This window comes from Solibacillus sp. FSL R7-0668 (assembly GCF_038006205.1).
GTDB lineage: Bacteria > Bacillota > Bacilli > Bacillales_A > Planococcaceae > Solibacillus.
In genome coordinates, this window is record NZ_JBBOUU010000001.1 from 2,076,776 (window position 1) to 2,092,740 (window position 15,965).

17 protein-coding genes are annotated in these 15,965 nt (G+C 38.2%); 3 read left to right on the plus strand and 14 right to left on the minus strand.

Annotated features, from left to right (window positions below; genetic code table 11):
- Window positions 1-61: 61 nt before the first annotated feature.
- From MKX47_RS10075 to MKX47_RS10115, 9 genes are all read right to left on the minus strand, one after another.
- A complete protein-coding gene (locus MKX47_RS10075) occupies window positions 62-694 on the minus strand; it encodes a nitroreductase family protein (protein ID WP_340773634.1) in 633 nt (210 codons plus the stop codon).
- Between the two features lie 94 nt (window positions 695-788).
- The gene (locus MKX47_RS10080; protein WP_340773636.1) at window positions 789-1,379 is read right to left on the minus strand and encodes an NADPH-dependent FMN reductase; all 591 of its coding nucleotides are present in this window, start codon (window positions 1,377-1,379) and stop codon (window positions 789-791) included.
- Between the two features lie 260 nt (window positions 1,380-1,639).
- On the minus strand, window positions 1,640-2,401 hold the full coding sequence (gene yidC, locus MKX47_RS10085; protein WP_340773639.1) for a membrane protein insertase YidC: 762 nt from the start codon (window positions 2,399-2,401) through the stop codon (window positions 1,640-1,642).
- Between the two features lie 308 nt (window positions 2,402-2,709).
- The gene (locus tag MKX47_RS10090; protein WP_340773641.1) at window positions 2,710-2,901 is read right to left on the minus strand and encodes a hypothetical protein; all 192 of its coding nucleotides are present in this window, start codon (window positions 2,899-2,901) and stop codon (window positions 2,710-2,712) included.
- Window positions 2,902-3,044: 143 nt separating this feature from the next.
- Complete coding sequence (locus MKX47_RS10095) at window positions 3,045-3,782, minus strand: alpha/beta hydrolase (protein WP_340773643.1); 738 nt, start codon at window positions 3,780-3,782, stop codon at window positions 3,045-3,047.
- Entirely contained in the window at window positions 3,783-4,571 is a 789-nt protein-coding gene (locus MKX47_RS10100; RefSeq protein ID WP_340773645.1) for an ABC transporter ATP-binding protein, read from the minus strand.
- Window positions 4,572-4,577: 6 nt separating this feature from the next.
- Window positions 4,578-5,606, minus strand: a complete 1,029-nt coding sequence (locus MKX47_RS10105) for a FecCD family ABC transporter permease (RefSeq protein WP_340773647.1) — start codon at window positions 5,604-5,606, stop codon at window positions 4,578-4,580.
- A complete protein-coding gene (locus MKX47_RS10110; RefSeq protein WP_340773649.1) occupies window positions 5,596-6,606 on the minus strand; it encodes a FecCD family ABC transporter permease in 1,011 nt (336 codons plus the stop codon). The genes MKX47_RS10105 and MKX47_RS10110 overlap by 11 nt, the downstream gene beginning before the upstream one ends.
- 88 nt (window positions 6,607-6,694) lie before the next feature.
- Window positions 6,695-7,696: an ABC transporter substrate-binding protein gene (locus tag MKX47_RS10115; RefSeq protein ID WP_340773651.1), complete on the minus strand. Its 1,002-nt coding sequence runs from the start codon at window positions 7,694-7,696 to the stop codon at window positions 6,695-6,697.
- Between the two features lie 242 nt (window positions 7,697-7,938).
- Here MKX47_RS10115 and MKX47_RS10120 point away from each other — a divergent pair, with 242 nt between their 5' ends.
- Window positions 7,939-9,189 (plus strand): IS4 family transposase, encoded by a 1,251-nt coding sequence (locus MKX47_RS10120; protein WP_340770156.1) that lies wholly within the window; start codon window positions 7,939-7,941, stop codon window positions 9,187-9,189.
- Window positions 9,190-9,400: 211 nt separating this feature from the next.
- Here MKX47_RS10120 and MKX47_RS10125 read toward each other — a convergent pair whose 3' ends face one another.
- Window positions 9,401-10,198: an AraC family transcriptional regulator gene (locus MKX47_RS10125; protein ID WP_340773653.1), complete on the minus strand. Its 798-nt coding sequence runs from the start codon at window positions 10,196-10,198 to the stop codon at window positions 9,401-9,403.
- 251 nt (window positions 10,199-10,449) lie between these two features.
- Between MKX47_RS10125 and MKX47_RS10130 the strand changes: the two genes are divergently transcribed.
- Window positions 10,450-10,788 (plus strand): GlpM family protein, encoded by a 339-nt coding sequence (locus MKX47_RS10130; protein WP_340773657.1) that lies wholly within the window; start codon window positions 10,450-10,452, stop codon window positions 10,786-10,788.
- Between the two features lie 74 nt (window positions 10,789-10,862).
- Here the strand turns inward: MKX47_RS10130 and MKX47_RS10135 are convergent, their stop codons facing one another.
- Window positions 10,863-12,074 carry a hypothetical protein gene (locus tag MKX47_RS10135; RefSeq protein ID WP_340773659.1) on the minus strand — a complete coding sequence of 404 codons (1,212 nt, stop codon included), beginning with the start codon at window positions 12,072-12,074 and terminating at the stop codon, window positions 10,863-10,865.
- On the minus strand, window positions 12,061-12,576 hold the full coding sequence (locus MKX47_RS10140) for a sigma-70 family RNA polymerase sigma factor (protein ID WP_340773662.1): 516 nt from the start codon (window positions 12,574-12,576) through the stop codon (window positions 12,061-12,063). The genes MKX47_RS10135 and MKX47_RS10140 overlap by 14 nt, the downstream gene beginning before the upstream one ends.
- Window positions 12,577-12,738: 162 nt before the next feature.
- Here MKX47_RS10140 and MKX47_RS10145 point away from each other — a divergent pair, with 162 nt between their 5' ends.
- A complete protein-coding gene (locus MKX47_RS10145) occupies window positions 12,739-14,106 on the plus strand; it encodes an FAD-binding oxidoreductase (RefSeq protein WP_340773664.1) in 1,368 nt (455 codons plus the stop codon).
- 46 nt (window positions 14,107-14,152) lie between these two features.
- Here the strand turns inward: MKX47_RS10145 and MKX47_RS10150 are convergent, their stop codons facing one another.
- Together MKX47_RS10150 and MKX47_RS10155 are read right to left on the minus strand one after the other, a co-directional pair.
- Window positions 14,153-14,338: a hypothetical protein gene (locus MKX47_RS10150; RefSeq protein ID WP_340773666.1), complete on the minus strand. Its 186-nt coding sequence runs from the start codon at window positions 14,336-14,338 to the stop codon at window positions 14,153-14,155.
- 186 nt (window positions 14,339-14,524) lie between these two features.
- The gene (locus MKX47_RS10155; protein ID WP_340773668.1) at window positions 14,525-15,877 is read right to left on the minus strand and encodes a TraB/GumN family protein; all 1,353 of its coding nucleotides are present in this window, start codon (window positions 15,875-15,877) and stop codon (window positions 14,525-14,527) included.
- Between the last annotated feature and the right edge of the window lie 88 nt (window positions 15,878-15,965).

Consider the following 15,965-nt stretch of genomic DNA (forward strand, 5'->3'; position numbering starts at 1 on the left):
TTTTTTCCATCAAAATAAAAAACCAACTGCACAAAACAAGCGCAATTGGTTTCTACTATTATTAGAAGCTATTAAACTGTACAAATTCCCCTACAGGCTTACGATAACCGCGTGGACGTGTTTTATCTACGCTTTTGCCAATTGTAATCAGCATCATCGGCTCTAGATGCGCAGGAATATTAAACTCCTTTTTCACCTCTGCAATATTATGAATATGCATCGGACACGTATCAAAGCCATAATGTTTGGCTGCGAGCATGAATAGCATCGCATGTAACCCTGAGTTACGGATAATCTCTTCTTTCACTAATGCATCGTCTGTTTTTAACCCTTCTGCGTAACCACGAATTTGATCCATTGTCATATCATATGTGTGCTCGTCCATCATTTTTAACATTTTCATCGGACCATAGATTTTTTCTGCATTGTCCAGTTCAATTGCTTGACGATTGCCCATGACGATAACGGCTGCACTTGCAGAGTGAATTTTATATTGATCAAAGTTTAATTCACGCACACGTTCTTTTTTATCCTCATCCATTACAACTAAATAGTTCGTAAATTGTAAGTTGTACGCACTCGGCGCTGTTTTCGTTAAGTTGAATATTTTTTCGAAATCCGCCTCTGTCATTTTAAAATCCTTTTCAAAATTGACAGCTGAATGACGAGCTGTGGCTAATTGTTCGAAATCCATAATAAACCCTCATTTCTGTATTATACTATGTAAAAAATAGGAATGGGTTGTCCCGAAACATATTTCTGGACAGCCCCTCCTCTATCCTATTATATTAGCGTATTGTTTTTAATGCCGTTGACCAAGGGATTACTTGATCTAACATTTGATTGACTGAATCCTCTTGTACGTCTTTTGGTGTGAATTTTGTACCATTTTCAAAATCTGTAAATAATGATAATGCCGGGTGTACACGAACATCTGCTACCAATAGTTCTCCTAAAATACCACGTAAATGTTCGGCAGCACGAGCACCACCTACTGAACCATAAGAGACAATCCCCGCTGCTTTATTATTCCATTCCGCACGTAAGTAGTCTAATGCATTTTTAAGAGCCCCTGTAATCGAGTGATTATATTCTTGTACAATAAATACGAAACCATCTTGTTCAGCAATTACTTTCGACCAATCTGCTGCGCCTGGTGCATCGGCAGTGCCTAAGAATGGTAGGTTGTAATCCGCAATATCAATAATTGTATAATTTGCATCACCACGTTTGTCAGCTACCTTTTTCACCCACTCTGCTACTTGTGGAGAGACACGTCCTTCACGTGTTGAACCGATAATAATTCCAATGTTTAATGTTTGTGCCATTGTTAAATCCTCCTCTTGTTGATTGCCAAATAATTTATTAAAAAAGCCCATGACTTGTGTCACCTCAACTAATTTGTCTTTTACCTCAAATTCAATTATTCTAAATTCGAGATAAATATACCATGCTAAAAAACAGGTGTCAACAAAAAGTTACAAAAAGTAACTAACTTTTAAAAAGTTATTTAAAAGCGATACTTTGCAACTTTTTTTGCGATTGAACATCTTTTCTAATATGGATTTTTTAAAAAAACTTATACTTTCAAATCCACTAAAAAAAGACTACCGACAGTTTTGCCAGTAGTCTTCAACTTTTATTCATTTTTTTCTGTCACAGGAGCTGGTGGATAAAGCTTTCTACCAATATAGGTTTGGACAATTAAGAATGCCCCACCCACTGCCCAATACAATGGAAGTGCTGCCATAGATGATAATGAAATAAACACAATCATAATTGGCGAAATGTAAATCATAAGTTTCATTTGTGCCTTTTGCGCTTCTGGAACGGTTTGTAAAGATACTTTCGCTTGGACGAAGTAGACAATACCTGCAATGGCCGTCATGATTAAATCCGTTGCACCAAGGTCAAACCATAAGAATGAGTGTGTTTTAATTTCAGTAGAATACAAAATAGCAAAATAAAGGCCCATTACGATTGGCATTTGAATCAGCGTCGGCAAGCACCCGACATTTAATGGGTTTAAATTATGCTCTTTGTACAAGGCCATCATTTCTTGTTGCACGCTCATTTTTTCCTCTTGCGTTTTTGCTTCTTTTAATCGCGCCTGGATATCCGTCATTTGTGGACGAACTTTGTCCATTTTTACTTTCATTTCAGATTGACTCTTATACGTTTTCAACATAAATGGTAGTAAGATTAATCGAATAATTAAGGTAATGGCGATAATAGCTAAACCATAACTACCATCAAAAGCATTGCCTAACGTATCGAGTGCCCAGTTCATTGGCTTGACAAACGTTGCATAGAAGAAGCCTTCCTTATTTTCAACACTTTGGCAGCCTGCTAATAAAATCGTTGTGCTCAATAATAGTAAGCTTAATTGTATTCTCTTCATATTTCACCTACTTGCGTTATTTGTACCGTACATATCGTACACTACTTTTGGCAATTACAACAGTATTCACTCTGAATTTTGGAAAGTTTTTCACAAAAAAACTCGCGCTAATATAGCTCGAGTAAATGTTTCTTTATTTGAATTAAACAAAATTGTTTATAATAAGTTCCCTATGCTTCCCTTTTGACAGGATTGGGTATAATCGATTAAAGATTTTTCCCCTATCAGCTCGGTGGAAATATCTACAGTTACGCATTTTTAAATCGAATGAATGTACGGCTTGCCATTCTTTTAACATATAAACGTTCTTATTCAGCATCGCGTCCAGGTAGTGTATTGTAGCTCTCTTTTTGTGTGGTATTTTCATTTTCACGTTTCCCATGTTCTTTTGCTGCTTTAAGATGCTCGGTTTGGTTTAAATCCTGTTTCTTTTTACTTTCTTCGGGGTAATAATTATACGAGATTTTTTCTGTATCTAGTTGTTTCTTTTTATTTTCCATAGATAATCGCTCCTTTATGATTCATTTATTAAAGAAAAAATGGAAAATATTATTTTTTATCTTTCGTATTATGTTCCCCTATATTCACTCTGTTAAAACTTCAAAAAGGCTTTTACCGAAGCAAAAGCCTTTTTATAACATCATTATGCCTTTATAAATCGTAATACACGGCTCATCGTTGTCGGAATGATTGACGCATGATTTTCACATTCTGCGACATAAAACTCACTTGGAATGCCTTTTGTATGGGCAATCTCATGGAATTTTTGTGCATCGTCCACCATATCGCCTTCCTCACCACCAACTGTCATATAAAGTGGTGCCGGGTTTTGTATATCGGTCCTTTGTAAAATACCGAATAATTCATGCTTGTTCCACCAAATGGAAGGACTTAGTGCCACATATTTTGTAAATACATGCGGGTGCTGTAAATAACTCCATAATACAAATAGCCCACCCAATGAATGCCCATAAAGCGATACATTTTCGAGATTTACTTCACATTGCTTTGCTATATGTGAAAGCACCTGCTCGGTCAGATACTGCATCAGCTGTTCCGCGCCCCCTGCTGGTAGTGGCTGCATTTCTTTGCCACGGCGCATCGGAAAGGAATAATTATCTGCTGGTGCGGTAAAATCGTAAAAGCGTTGATTTGGAATATCTTTTTCGTGATGCCCAATACCAATGATAATCGCTGCTTCTACGCCTGTTTTTAAACGATTTCGTAGCTGATTTGCAAGTGTATCATGCATCATTCGTGCATAGCGCGTTCCATCTAATACGATAATAACGGGAAAACCTTCTGCTGGCGGCGCTTCCTCTGGTACGAAAATATCTAGCTGGTATTCATAATTATTAAATGCTGATTTCAATGGTTGCACCTACTTTATTAAATTGTATGAAAAGCATACTGGTACATTATGCTCGTCATCATGAATAATTTTTGCATCAATTTGGAAAACTTCCTGTAAGATTTCTTTTGTCATTAGCTTTTTCGGTGTACCCGTATGCAACACTTTACCTTTACGCATCGCGATCAATTCATCTGAAAAACGCGCAGCATGGTTTAAATCATGAAGTACCATAATAATTGTACAATCATAATTTTTATTAAGCTGCTCAACAATTTCTAGCACCTCTAGCTGATGCGCCATGTCTAAATAGGTTGTCGGCTCATCGAGTAATAAAATATCCGTTTCCTGTGCAAGTGCCATCGCAAGCCATACACGCTGACGCTGCCCACCTGATAATGCCGCGATTTCACGCTCACGAAACTCGTACGTTTGCGTCACTTCCATCGCCCAGTTAATTTTTTCTACATCCTCATTTGTTAGGCGTCCGACATTTTTACGGTGCGGATAACGACCATATGCAATCAATTCATGCACTTTTAATTGTCCCGGTGCAGATGGGGATTGTGCAAGAAGTGCTAATTTTTTGGCGATTTCTTTTGTAGACATGGCATTCATATTTTCTTCTTGTAGAAAAATATCACCGCGCTCTTTTTTCAAAATCCGACCAAGCGTTTTTAATAATGTCGATTTCCCACAACCATTTGGACCAACAATGGTCGTCACTTTGCCCTCAGGTATCGATACATTTAAGTCTTCAATAATACGAGCTTGTTCATAGCCCGTTGTTAAACGATCCACTTTGAATACTGTTTTCATTGTATATTATCCTTTCGCCTTTACAAGTAAAAATAAGAAATAAGGAATGCCTATGATGGAAACAACAATACCGACCGACAATTCAACCGGAGCAAATAACGACTTTGCCACATAATCCGAAAATACAAGTAAGATCGCCCCGACAAGTAAACTAACCGGCATTAAATAGCGATGGTAGATTCCAACAAGCTGTCTTGCAATATGCGGTGCCATCAGCCCAATAAAACCGATACTACCAGATACAGAAACACAAGCGCTTACTAAACCAACAGTCGCCAATAGAAGCTTGATTTTTTCCTTTTCAAGTGAAATACCTAGGCTCAAAATCGTTTCTTCTTCTAATTGAAAATAATCAAGAATATATGCTTTGCGGTAAATATAAAAACCTAAAATCAACAACCAAGGGAGCATTGCCGACACAAAATACCAGTTCGAATTGTAGATGGAGCCATTCATCCAGATTGCCGCAGCCTGATAGTCATTTTCGTCCATTTTTAATGACCAAAACAAGGTCAAAGCACTAAATCCGGTATTAATCGCAATTCCGGTTAAAATAAGCTTTTGCATATCCATGCGCCCATATTTGTACGACATGAATAATATGATGGCAGCGGCCAATCCCCCACCGACAAAGCCAAAAATAGGGACAATTAAAATTTTCACGAGGCTATTAATTTCTACATCAATTAATTCTACTTGGAAAAAGTACATAAAAATTACGATGGCACAGCCAGCACCAGCATTAATCCCAATAATGCCCGGATCAGCAAGTGCATTTTTCGTAATTCCTTGTAATACTACCCCTGCCATCGCGAGACCCATGCCAACAAGTGCAGCCGTAATGATGCGTGGTAAGCGTAAATCAAAGATGACTAAATCAAAATTTGGAGTAGATTCGATGCGCAATAACGTTTTAAACACTTCAGTGCTTGACATCGTAAATACACCACTTGTTAAATGAAGATACATCGCTGCAAGGAGCATCAACAACATAATAACTAGCGTAATAATCCATTTTGCTTGTTTAAGCGGCATACTTTTCACCGCCCTTACTACGAATTAAGTATAAGAAGAATGGTACACCAACGATGGCTGTGACAACTCCAATGGGTGTTTCAAATGGAAAGTTAACATAGCGACTAATCAAGTCACATGCTGATAAGAAAAAGGCTCCGAAAACGGCCGAGCATGGGATAATCATTCGATAGTCCACCCCCATTAGCATGCGGACAATATGCGGAACAACTAAGCCTACAAAAGCAATTTTCCCAACTAATGCAACGGCCGTACCTGTCAAAATGGCTACTGAAAGCATGCTTAATACTTTTACTGTACGTGTTTTTTGTCCTAAGCTAACCGCTACTTCCTCTCCAAGCGCTGTAATCGTCACGGCACTCGATAGTGAAATAGCAAGTGCGAGTCCAATAAGTCCAATTGGCACGCAAAGTAACACTAAATCCATATCTACTGTATGTACTTTTGAGTTATACCACATTGTGATCGTTTGTGAGATTTGATGATACATCGCAATCGCCGTACCAAAACTACTCAAAAATGTACCGATAACTGTACCAATAATTGCGAGGCGTACTGGTGATAACCCATTTTTAATAATCGATGCAAAGCCAAATACTAATGCGGCTCCAAATAGCGATCCTATCATGGAAATACCGACTAATTTAAAGCTAGAAATCCCGGGCAAAAACACAAAGGTCATCGTAATGAAAAAGGCTGAGCCATCTGTTACCCCCATTATCGAAGGAGAGGCTAGGAAATTTCGTGTGATGCCTTGCATGATTGCCCCCGCCGCAGCTAAAAAAGCTCCAACAAATAATACTGCTAGCGCTCTAGGTATTCGGCCAGACCATATAATTTGATGGCTCGCTTCAGTTTCATCAAAATGAACAATTGCCTGCATGATTTCAGAAAATGGGATCGATTTTGTACCAAATGAAACCGAGAATAAAAAGACCAACACAATTAAAATAGGCATAATCATAGAAAATAAAAGAATATGTCGATTTGAACTGTTCAATATTTGGAACCTCCTTTGAGTGATTGTGCATGCCAGGCATACCAAGTTAAAAAGCCGGTAAGAATTTACTTACCAGCTTTACATATCACTATTTCACTACATTTTCTTTAAATGCATCTAAGAAATTGATTTTTGACCAAGCTGTACCGCCTTGCGCAAGTGGTTCCACAATATTTACATAAACTTGATTGTCTTTTGCTGCTGTCGTACTTTTAAAAATGGCATTTTCTAAAATTTCATCTAGTAGCCCTGGATTTTCAGTGTTTTCATCCGCTGCGAATTGTAATAAAATCACATCTGGATTCCAGTCTGCAAGCGTTTCATAGGTGATTTTTGTTTCTGTTTTCGCCTTTAGTGCCGCTAATCCTGCTGGTACTTGTAAGCCTAAATCTTCATATAGAGAAGGGTTTAAATACACAGCCTCTGGATAGACCGCTAATCCGCTACGTACACGAATTAATAAAACATCCTTGTCTTTTATATCACTGTTCGCAATCTTCTCTTTTGTCTCTGTCAAAGAAGCTTCATAATTCGAGATAGCTTCTGTAGCCTCTGCTTCTTTACCAGCTAACTGACCTAATAATGTTAAATTTTCTTTCCAATTTGTTGAGATATGTGAATACGGGAATGTTGTCGCCACTTTATTGAAGTTTGCCATCTGCGTTTCATCAAATTTACTCGTACCTAAAATCACATCTGGACTTAGTGCCAACATCGCTTCTGTACTCGGCTCTCTTTTACTACCTACAACTGTTGCACCCGCTAATTCCTTTTCTAAGTATTTTGGAATGGAAGAGCCATCCGTCGATATAACACCAGCAGGCTTGATGCCAAGAACAGCTGAATCTTCCATTGCTTCTAGGCTTGCTGCAATCATCGTGTTAATTTGTATAGGTACTTCATAATCTGTGCCTAAATACGTTACTTTTTGAGTAGTTGCCTCTTCTTGTTTCTGTTCTTTTGCTACTTCTTCCGTTTTAGCATCTGTTGAAGCCGCCTCTGAAGATTTGACTTCCTCTTCATCATTATTACATGCCGCAAGCATAAGAGTTAATGCTGCTGCACCAATTAATACACCATATTTTTTCAAAATAAACGCCTCCATATCGATAACGATTCTCATTATCACTTATTTACATTCATGATAATATCAAACAGACGAGTAAGCGTAAATAGACATTTTTACATTAACATTGCATTAAATTAAAACACTATTCATCAAGAGTCCTTCTAACTAAAAAAATTCCAAAACAAGGTATTCCGTTGCACAAAAAAACTCCTTATAATTAGGTTTGGTAGTTCTGTCCAAATCCCAATTAAAAGGAGCCAACCATGAACAAGGATACCACAAAATCCACATTAAATGAATTGTTAAAAGTACTAAATGAGAAAACATTTTTAAAAATTGTGAACGTCTCCAATCTTGATTATTACGTGAAAAAGCTGTCAGCCTATAAGTTTTTACAACTGTTCATCATTGCACAGCTGAATGAAAAAGATTCGCTCAAAAAATTGGCGAAACATCTGAAGGAAACTGAAGAGCTTCAAACCTTTGTTCAAATGGGTACCATTAGTTCGTCGCAGCTTTCACGCAGACAGTCCTGCTTGACGCCGGGCATATTTGAAAAGGTCTTTCGCCATCTCGTCGTTGCCGCCCAGGTAAAATTGAAGAGAAGGCAACCGTTTGTTCGGGATATCGATCAACTACTTGTTATCGATTCTTCTACCATGTCCATGAGTCTGAGCCAATATCCCTGGGCTACGTTTCGAAAAACCAAGGCAGGTGTTCGTCTGCATTTACGCGTCGTTGTCACAAAAGATGTGACGCTCCCAGATCAGGCGGTTCTTTTGCCGGCGAAACATGCAGACCGTACGCAAATGGATACGCTGGTGGCGTTCGATTCCGATGCCATTCATCTGTTTGACCGAGGCTATACGGACTATAAACAGTATGACAAATTGTGTGAGAAAGAGGTTCGCTTTATCACGCGATTGAGGAAAAATGCAAAGATTGAAGTGCTGAATGAGCAAGCCCCAGACGTTGAAAATAACATCTTTTCGGATCAAGAAGTCTTTTTGGGGGATGAGCAGAACCGCACGAAAATGTCGAATTCGCTGCGTTTAATCCGAACAGTCGATCGCGAGAAAAATGAAATCATTATTCTCACAAGCTGTTTCGATTTGTCGGCGAAAGAAATTGGAGACCTCTATCGCTACCGCTGGAAAATTGAAACGTTTTTTAAATGGATGAAACAGCACCTAAGAATCAAAAAGTTCTTCGGAAAAAGTCAGAACGCCGTCTACACACAAATCTGGATTGCTCTGATTACGTATTGCCTGCAAGTATTGCTAAAGCTGGAACTGAACCATGATGGACCACTTTTAGAGATGAAAGAAACGCTTCAGAATCTTCTTTTCAAGCCTTTTGAAACTTTTGTTAAAGCACTTTTCAGACCGCCGACAAGGCAATCCAAAGGACGAAAAAAGCATGATTGGGACAGTGAGTTTCAGCTCATCGTCAAACAGTTTGACGAAAGAGAGGTGGAACATTTAGACAATTTAACGTACGACCCGATTTTCTAGGTTATATCATATGTAAATAATTTACAATTTGTGGATGAGGACTACCGCTTATGCCCACGTTGACTTTTTTTCAAATACGGAGAAATCGTTCGTTCTGAATTTTCAGATATATGAGTCAGGTAGGTATTATGCCCCTTTTGACAAATGTTAAAAATTTTTATGCAACGCTAATGACATTTTTACAACGTATATGGATTTTTGCTCAATCAGGTTAAAATTGCTTACGATATTCTGTCGGTGTCATCTGATACTGCTTTTTAAAGACGCGGCAAAAATAAAACGAGTCCTGATAACCTACCAGCTCAGCAATCTCCTTCACTGGCATCGCTGTAGTACGGAGAATATGTTTTGAATGCTTGAGGCGAATTTCCGTTAAAAACTGAATGGGTGACATCCCCACTTCTTTATCAAAATAATACGCTAAGCGACGTCGATCACACCCAACCTCTGCGGCAATTTCTGCAATGGCAATGGGCTGCGCATAATTTTCCGTCATAAAACTAACCGCATGGTCGAAAACATTACTTGTAGTCTTCATTTTTGCGCAAATAAGAAGCATTTCGATTATATGTAAAAAGATCGATTTACACTTTAATTTATGTAAGTCTCCAGGAATTTTTTCCGTCTGAATCATTTGCTGCACAAAATAATCAATTTTATGATTTTCCCCACTCTCAATAGTAAAATGAGCATTTTTAAATGGTACTGTACGTTCAATCACTTCATAATGAAGGACTACATAATGCCAAGGCTCCTCACTCGTCACTTCAATATTGATTTCCATTCGTGGACCGGCGTGTAATACTACCCCTTTATTGATGGCATAGCACGCACCGTTCAACGAAAAATTAGCACTTCCAGACAAAGTGATAACAAGTCCATTATAATGGGCTGCTGTGTAACGATTGCCATCTTGAATATTTGGGTTTAAGCTTGTCACAAATAAATCTGAAAATTGAATCGGTGCATTGGCAAAATATTTTATTAACTCATTAATTGGTATGTTCATAGTCGATCCCTTCTTGATATAAATGGTAATACCTCTATTATGCAAATGATAATCATTTTCATCAAGTGTTTCCGTTAAATTAAGAATTTTAGTGTTGGAGATTTATAATTAGCATTTTAAATTATTGCTCTATCGTGTTTGGATAATTCTTTCATGTTAGCATTGTTGCTATTCCGCTATAAATGCTATTGTAGAAACATTTTCACTACGCTATAGTGTATATATTTTAGTGGAATTGAGGGAATACTTGCGTGTTTTATGTGATTCAATTTATTATTGGCGGCACAGTCATGCTGCTTGCTTCTTGGTTAAGTCGTTCGAATCTGCATTATTTATCTGGCGTGATTACGCTGTTGCCGATTTTAACGTTACTCAATATGCGTCAGCAAATGAAAGCCATGACGGATGAAACGTTTCATCTTGTGCAGCAAAACGCGATTTTTGGTGCGATTGGAATGGTACTGTTTACAGGCCTTGTCTTTTATTTCTCAAGTATTTGGAAGCCTAGGCAAGCCGTGCTCTTTGCCCTTGGGATTTATATTGTTTTTATGGTCATTGGTAAGCCCATTATGGCTATGCTACAAAGCTAAAATACCGCGCTTCTCAAGTAAATGAGAGGCGCGGTTTTGTTATTTTAACGTTTGGATGCTTGTTTCAAGGTTAATCAACCAATACTAAACGAATTCCAAATGGACGTCCCAAAGGCAAAAATAAATGTAAGTATATGCAAAATAACAAGCCAGATTATTCGATTTCTGTTGACGAAAAGGATGATAAGTATACCGAGAATTAGTAAAGCTGGGAATGTGATCATCATCATGCCAATTGCAGCAAAGCCGTCACGATACAATGTCCCGACAGAAAAAGAAATAAGCCATGTTAATATGGGAACTTGAATGAAAATCCATACGAGTGACCACACAAATTTTTGAACCCGTTGAGAGCGTTTTTGAATAAGCAAAGGCATACCTACTAAACTGACAAGTGCAATTGCTAAACAAATAAGCATTGTTTTCCCACCACGTGTGAGCCATGAATTTTTATATGTTGCTTCTTCAAATTCAAGCGTTTTAAACTCATTGTGCTCGATGAAAGTTTTCACAAATTCCGTCATTTGTACTTTTGATAACGAGCTATTTTCACTAAATCCGATGTAATAAATATAGCCTTCTGCAATCGTATAAAATTCATTTGCCCTCGTTCCTGTCAAATGAATCCTATTTTCCTCTTCATCATAAGAATAATACGTGTACACTAATCCTCCATCGCCTTCTAAAAATTTCGTCACAAGTGTTGACGAAGAATTTAAGCGCTCTAGCTCAATTGGTGTTCCATAAGCATCTACTAAATTAGCAGCAAGGGCGTCATATTCCATTGGTTCCATGAATGTTCTTGTCATCGAAATATTGATAAACTCTTTTTCGTATGGAAAATGGAATTGAAGTTCAGTAAAATAGCCATCGTTCACTGCAATAACCTTGCCATCCTCTACTTGAAACGGTGTCGGAATATCAATTGTATTTACATTCGTTTTTTGTAAAAAATCTATATAGGGCATTTCTTTATAATATTTAAGTATTCTTATATTTTGCAGATCATAGGTCGTAAAATTTTGATTATAGGTGACGCCATCCCCTTCTATTTCGTAAAAAATATTCATTAAGGTAGGTTCATTAGCTGTACTATGCCGCATGTCTGTTGGTGTCAAGAGCTGAATGAGTAAAAAGATAATCGCAGTACTCACGATGATTGTTAGGATTGGCACACGAAAATTTAGTTTTCGTTTTGGTTTGCTGATTTGCTGTTGCACATTTTGCCTAATACGCTGTTCATTCACATCTGTCTGTTTCAGTTCCTTTAATTTATAGCGTGTCATCCTTTAACACCTCCCATTCTACTTCTGGTAACTGTGCCTTTAACAGCTTTCTTGCTTTTACTAGCCTTGATTTCAATGTGTTTTCGTTAATTTGAATGAGCTCAGAAATCGCCTTTAACGTCAATCCTTCTAAATAGTAATAAGCAATGATTTCTCGTTCCTTCATTGGCAAACGGAGTACCGCAGTACTTATGAGCTGTTCTTCATCGTGAATAACGAGTGCATCCTGCTGCTGATTTTTTAACGAATGCCATTTTTCTTGAAACACAAGTCTTTGATAATGCCAGCTTTTTAAATAATCTTTCGCTTTATTAGCAGTCATTTTTATTAAGTATCTCTCGGTTATTGATGGATCAATAGGTTGCCTCAAATGATAATACTTAATAAACACATCCTGCACAATGTCTTCGGCTGTATGTAAATTTTTCGTATAATAATAAGCAACACGCAATAGTCGTCCGCTATGCTGCTTCATTAATAGGTCAAGCTGCTCTTCATTCACAGTTTTCACTCCCTTCTATTTAGTATAACGATGCCGAATGACGAGTGGTTGAAAAAAGATACAATGTCACCCTTCTAATAACAAAAAAATACAGAAATTCATTTACAATTTCAGTTAATTTCGCTATTGTTGACGTACATTCCGTTGATTGGGGGCCATGTTATGCAATTTGATCAAATTAAAATGGAGTTACTTGCATTCTTAACACCTGAGCAAGTTTCAGATAATGCTATTATTCGTGAACAACACGGTCAAGACGAATCGTATCACACACCTGCATTGCCTGATTTAGTTGTTTTTCCTCGCTCCACACAAGAGGTTAGTGACATCTTAAAAATAGCCAATGCCTATGAAGTTCCCATCATTCCATTTGGACGTGGTTCGAGTTTGGAAGGTCATATTATTCCTTACAATGGTGGTATTTCAATTGATTTTAATGAAATGAACGCGATTCTAGCCATTGAGCCTGAAAATTTACTCGTAAAAGTACAGCCTGGTGTTACACGCTCAGAGCTCAATCAAGCGCTTAAAAAGCACGGATTATTTTTCTCAGTCGACCCAGGCGCTGATGCATCACTTGGTGGGATGGCTGCTACCAATGCAAGTGGAACGACAGCGGTTCGTTACGGGGGGATGCGCGATCAAGTGCGTGATTTAGAGGTGGTGTTAGCAAATGGTGACATCATCCATACAGGGAATTCCGCTGCAAAATCATCTTCCGGTTTACATTTAAATGGATTATTTGTCGGTTCTGAAGGAATTTTGGGCTGTATTACTGAGCTTACGTTACGCGTTTACGGCATTCCAGAGCATGAAGTCGCTGGCCGCGCCGTGTTTGCTTCTACAGATGTTGCGGTGCAAGCAGTTACTGCCATTAAACATGCTGGGATTCCTATTGGTCGTGTGGAATTGGTTGACCCATCATCCATTCGGGCCGTCAATCTTTATAGTGAAACGGATTATCCTGAGCAACCGACTTTATTTTTAGAGTTTCACGGAAATGAAGCCGGCTTACAACAGGATATAGAATTTGCGACAGAAATTTTACAAGACTTTGGCTGTGATCAGATTCAATTTGAAAAGGATACCGCTGCTCGCAATCTATTGTGGAATGCACGCCATAATTTAGCATACGCATTTATTCATGCGAATCCGGGGAGAAAACTGATGTCTACGGACGTATGTGTACCGATAAATGAATTAGCCAATGCCATTGAATTTGCGCGTAGAGAATTAGAAGTGAGTGGCTTAATCGGAGGTCTGACTGGCCATGTTGGTGATGGTAATTACCACGCGATTTTAATGTTTGATATAAAAGATGCGGAGGAAGTAGCACGTGCCAAGGCATACAACAAAAAAATTGTAGAATATGCTTTAGCAATCGGTGGTACTTGTACAGGCGAACATGGTGTCGGTATTGGAAAAATGGAATATCAGCAGCAAGAGCATGGCAACGCACTTCAGGTCATGAAGGCCATTAAGCTTGCTTTAGACCCGAAAAATATTATGAATCCAGATAAGCTACTTTAATGTAAAGCCTGACTCCATTCAATATGTAGTCAGGCATTTTAATGATTTAGTTATAAACAGCCATTATTGCAATACTCCAAACAATTAATACGAAGGAAAATGTTAATAAAAATGAATTAAAACTAGTAGGCTCATCGTCTTTTACTTTTTTGATGATGGCTATTAAATTAACACAAAAAATAATAGCTAATACGGGTGTTAAATATATACCAATATATATAAATATAATCATCCTTATTTCCCCCTATTTAGAATTAGTATCATTTGTTGCGGTTGACTTAAGTTTTCTCCTGAATATTTTGGGATTAAGTGGGGAGTCGTAAGCATTTTTGAAAAATCGCACGTATCCTCATGGAGTATTAGAGCTTTTCATGTTATTGAAAACCCCCACTTTTTAAAAGTGAGGGTTCGATAAAATTTATTCGTAAAACGGTGTTACGCTGTAGCCAGCTTGCTCTAAATGGTAGCGAATGTTTTTGTCGACTAAGAAATGGCCAGCTCCTACTACGACAAAGAATTTGCCCGGCTCGTTTTTAAGCACATCTACAATCGACTTCGCCATGTTTTCATCGCGTTGACCGAATAGCATCGTGGCAAACTCTGAAACATCGCCTTCCATTTCCGCTAAGCTTTTCGCGAAGTTTTCGACATCTCCCGTTTTCCAGTTCATAAACCATTCTGACAGTAATGCTATATCTTCATCCGATTGTTCAACTGGCTCTAGAATGCTATCTAGCACGCTCACTAGTGATTCTTCCTGCGCTTCTTTTGATAAGCCATTGAACATATCGACCTGTGCATTCACGCCTTCTAGTTCATAAATCGGCTTTTGCTGTAAGTAAGCACTTAGTAAAAATTGCATATCAATGCCGTGCATCGCCAATTCCTCAACGGATAAACCAAACGCTCCATCCATCGCTAATGTTGAAAAATTATTTGCTACTAACCACGGTTTCATTGCTTCTAGTTCCTCAATTGGCATCTCTAACAGCTTAGCTACCTCTTGAAGCTTGGCATACGTTGCTTCGCTAATATCATCTTTAATCGATTTGCCCTCTTCGTAAATTGCTTGTTCCATATAGTAGGCCATGCCTTCAGGATCCAAAATATTCGCTTCTACAAATAGACCTTGTGAGTCGTTAAAGGCATTTGTTAGCTTTTTATGCATTGGGTACAAATCTGGCACACCGAGATGGATCGAGCCTAATAAATAGACCGTTGTATCCTCGTCCGCTACGACCCAAGCAACCCCTTTAGCTCCAGCATTTGCTTGCTCATAAACATCCTGAATTAAGCGAATCGCAAAAATAACAGCCTGCTGCGTCGTTGCCTTGTCTTCCAGCATTAGTCCTGCACCAGATCCAAGCAATACATTACGCTTTTGCATATCTTTTACGGGGTCATTTTCCGAGCCAATATTATATTGCGCAACGATATTGTATAAGCGGTTGACGATATCTTCACGTGTATTATTGCCTTTAACGACAGCTGGTTTGAATTGATCATTTTTCTCTAAATCCAACGAAGCGATTTTTTCTGCAGTTAATTGTACTAATGTATTTAAGCGCTCTTGAGAAATAGCTGTTTGGAAATCTTCATAATACCATTCAAGTGGGAAAATTCCGTACTTTTCCCCATCGTTTAACGTTTCCAATGCCCAGTTGCTTATCTCAGGTGCAGCTTGCTCAGCTTGAACAGCTGGTGCAATTGAAGTGAGCATTAAAGTCGCCCCTAAAGTCGAAGCAAAAGCTGTTTTTGTCAATTTATTCATAACCCCATCCTCCAACATCTATAAAAATACACCTACCTTTATAAATTATAACATGGAAGATTTAGAATAATTTGTCTACTTACGCAAT

Excerpts from the sequence above, each read along its gene's own strand:
- MKX47_RS10125 (WP_340773653.1), bottom strand. The coding sequence starts at position 10,198 with ATGAACATACCAATTAATGAGTTAATAAAATATTTTGCCAATGCACCG.
- MKX47_RS10120 (WP_340770156.1), top strand. The coding sequence starts at position 7,939 with ATGAACAAGGATACCACAAAATCCACATTAAATGAATTGTTAAAAGTA.
- MKX47_RS10100 (WP_340773645.1), bottom strand. The coding sequence starts at position 4,571 with ATGAAAACAGTATTCAAAGTGGATCGTTTAACAACGGGCTATGAACAA.
- MKX47_RS10080 (WP_340773636.1), bottom strand. The coding sequence starts at position 1,379 with ATGGGCTTTTTTAATAAATTATTTGGCAATCAACAAGAGGAGGATTTA.
- MKX47_RS10150 (WP_340773666.1), bottom strand. The coding sequence starts at position 14,338 with ATGATTATATTTATATATATTGGTATATATTTAACACCCGTATTAGCT.
- MKX47_RS10075 (WP_340773634.1), bottom strand. The coding sequence starts at position 694 with ATGGATTTCGAACAATTAGCCACAGCTCGTCATTCAGCTGTCAATTTT.
- MKX47_RS10105 (WP_340773647.1), bottom strand. The coding sequence starts at position 5,606 with ATGCCGCTTAAACAAGCAAAATGGATTATTACGCTAGTTATTATGTTG.
- MKX47_RS10155 (WP_340773668.1), bottom strand. The coding sequence starts at position 15,877 with ATGAATAAATTGACAAAAACAGCTTTTGCTTCGACTTTAGGGGCGACT.
- MKX47_RS10135 (WP_340773659.1), bottom strand. The coding sequence starts at position 12,074 with ATGACACGCTATAAATTAAAGGAACTGAAACAGACAGATGTGAATGAA.
- MKX47_RS10090 (WP_340773641.1), bottom strand. The coding sequence starts at position 2,901 with ATGGAAAATAAAAAGAAACAACTAGATACAGAAAAAATCTCGTATAAT.
- yidC (WP_340773639.1), bottom strand. The coding sequence starts at position 2,401 with ATGAAGAGAATACAATTAAGCTTACTATTATTGAGCACAACGATTTTA.
- MKX47_RS10145 (WP_340773664.1), top strand. The coding sequence starts at position 12,739 with ATGCAATTTGATCAAATTAAAATGGAGTTACTTGCATTCTTAACACCT.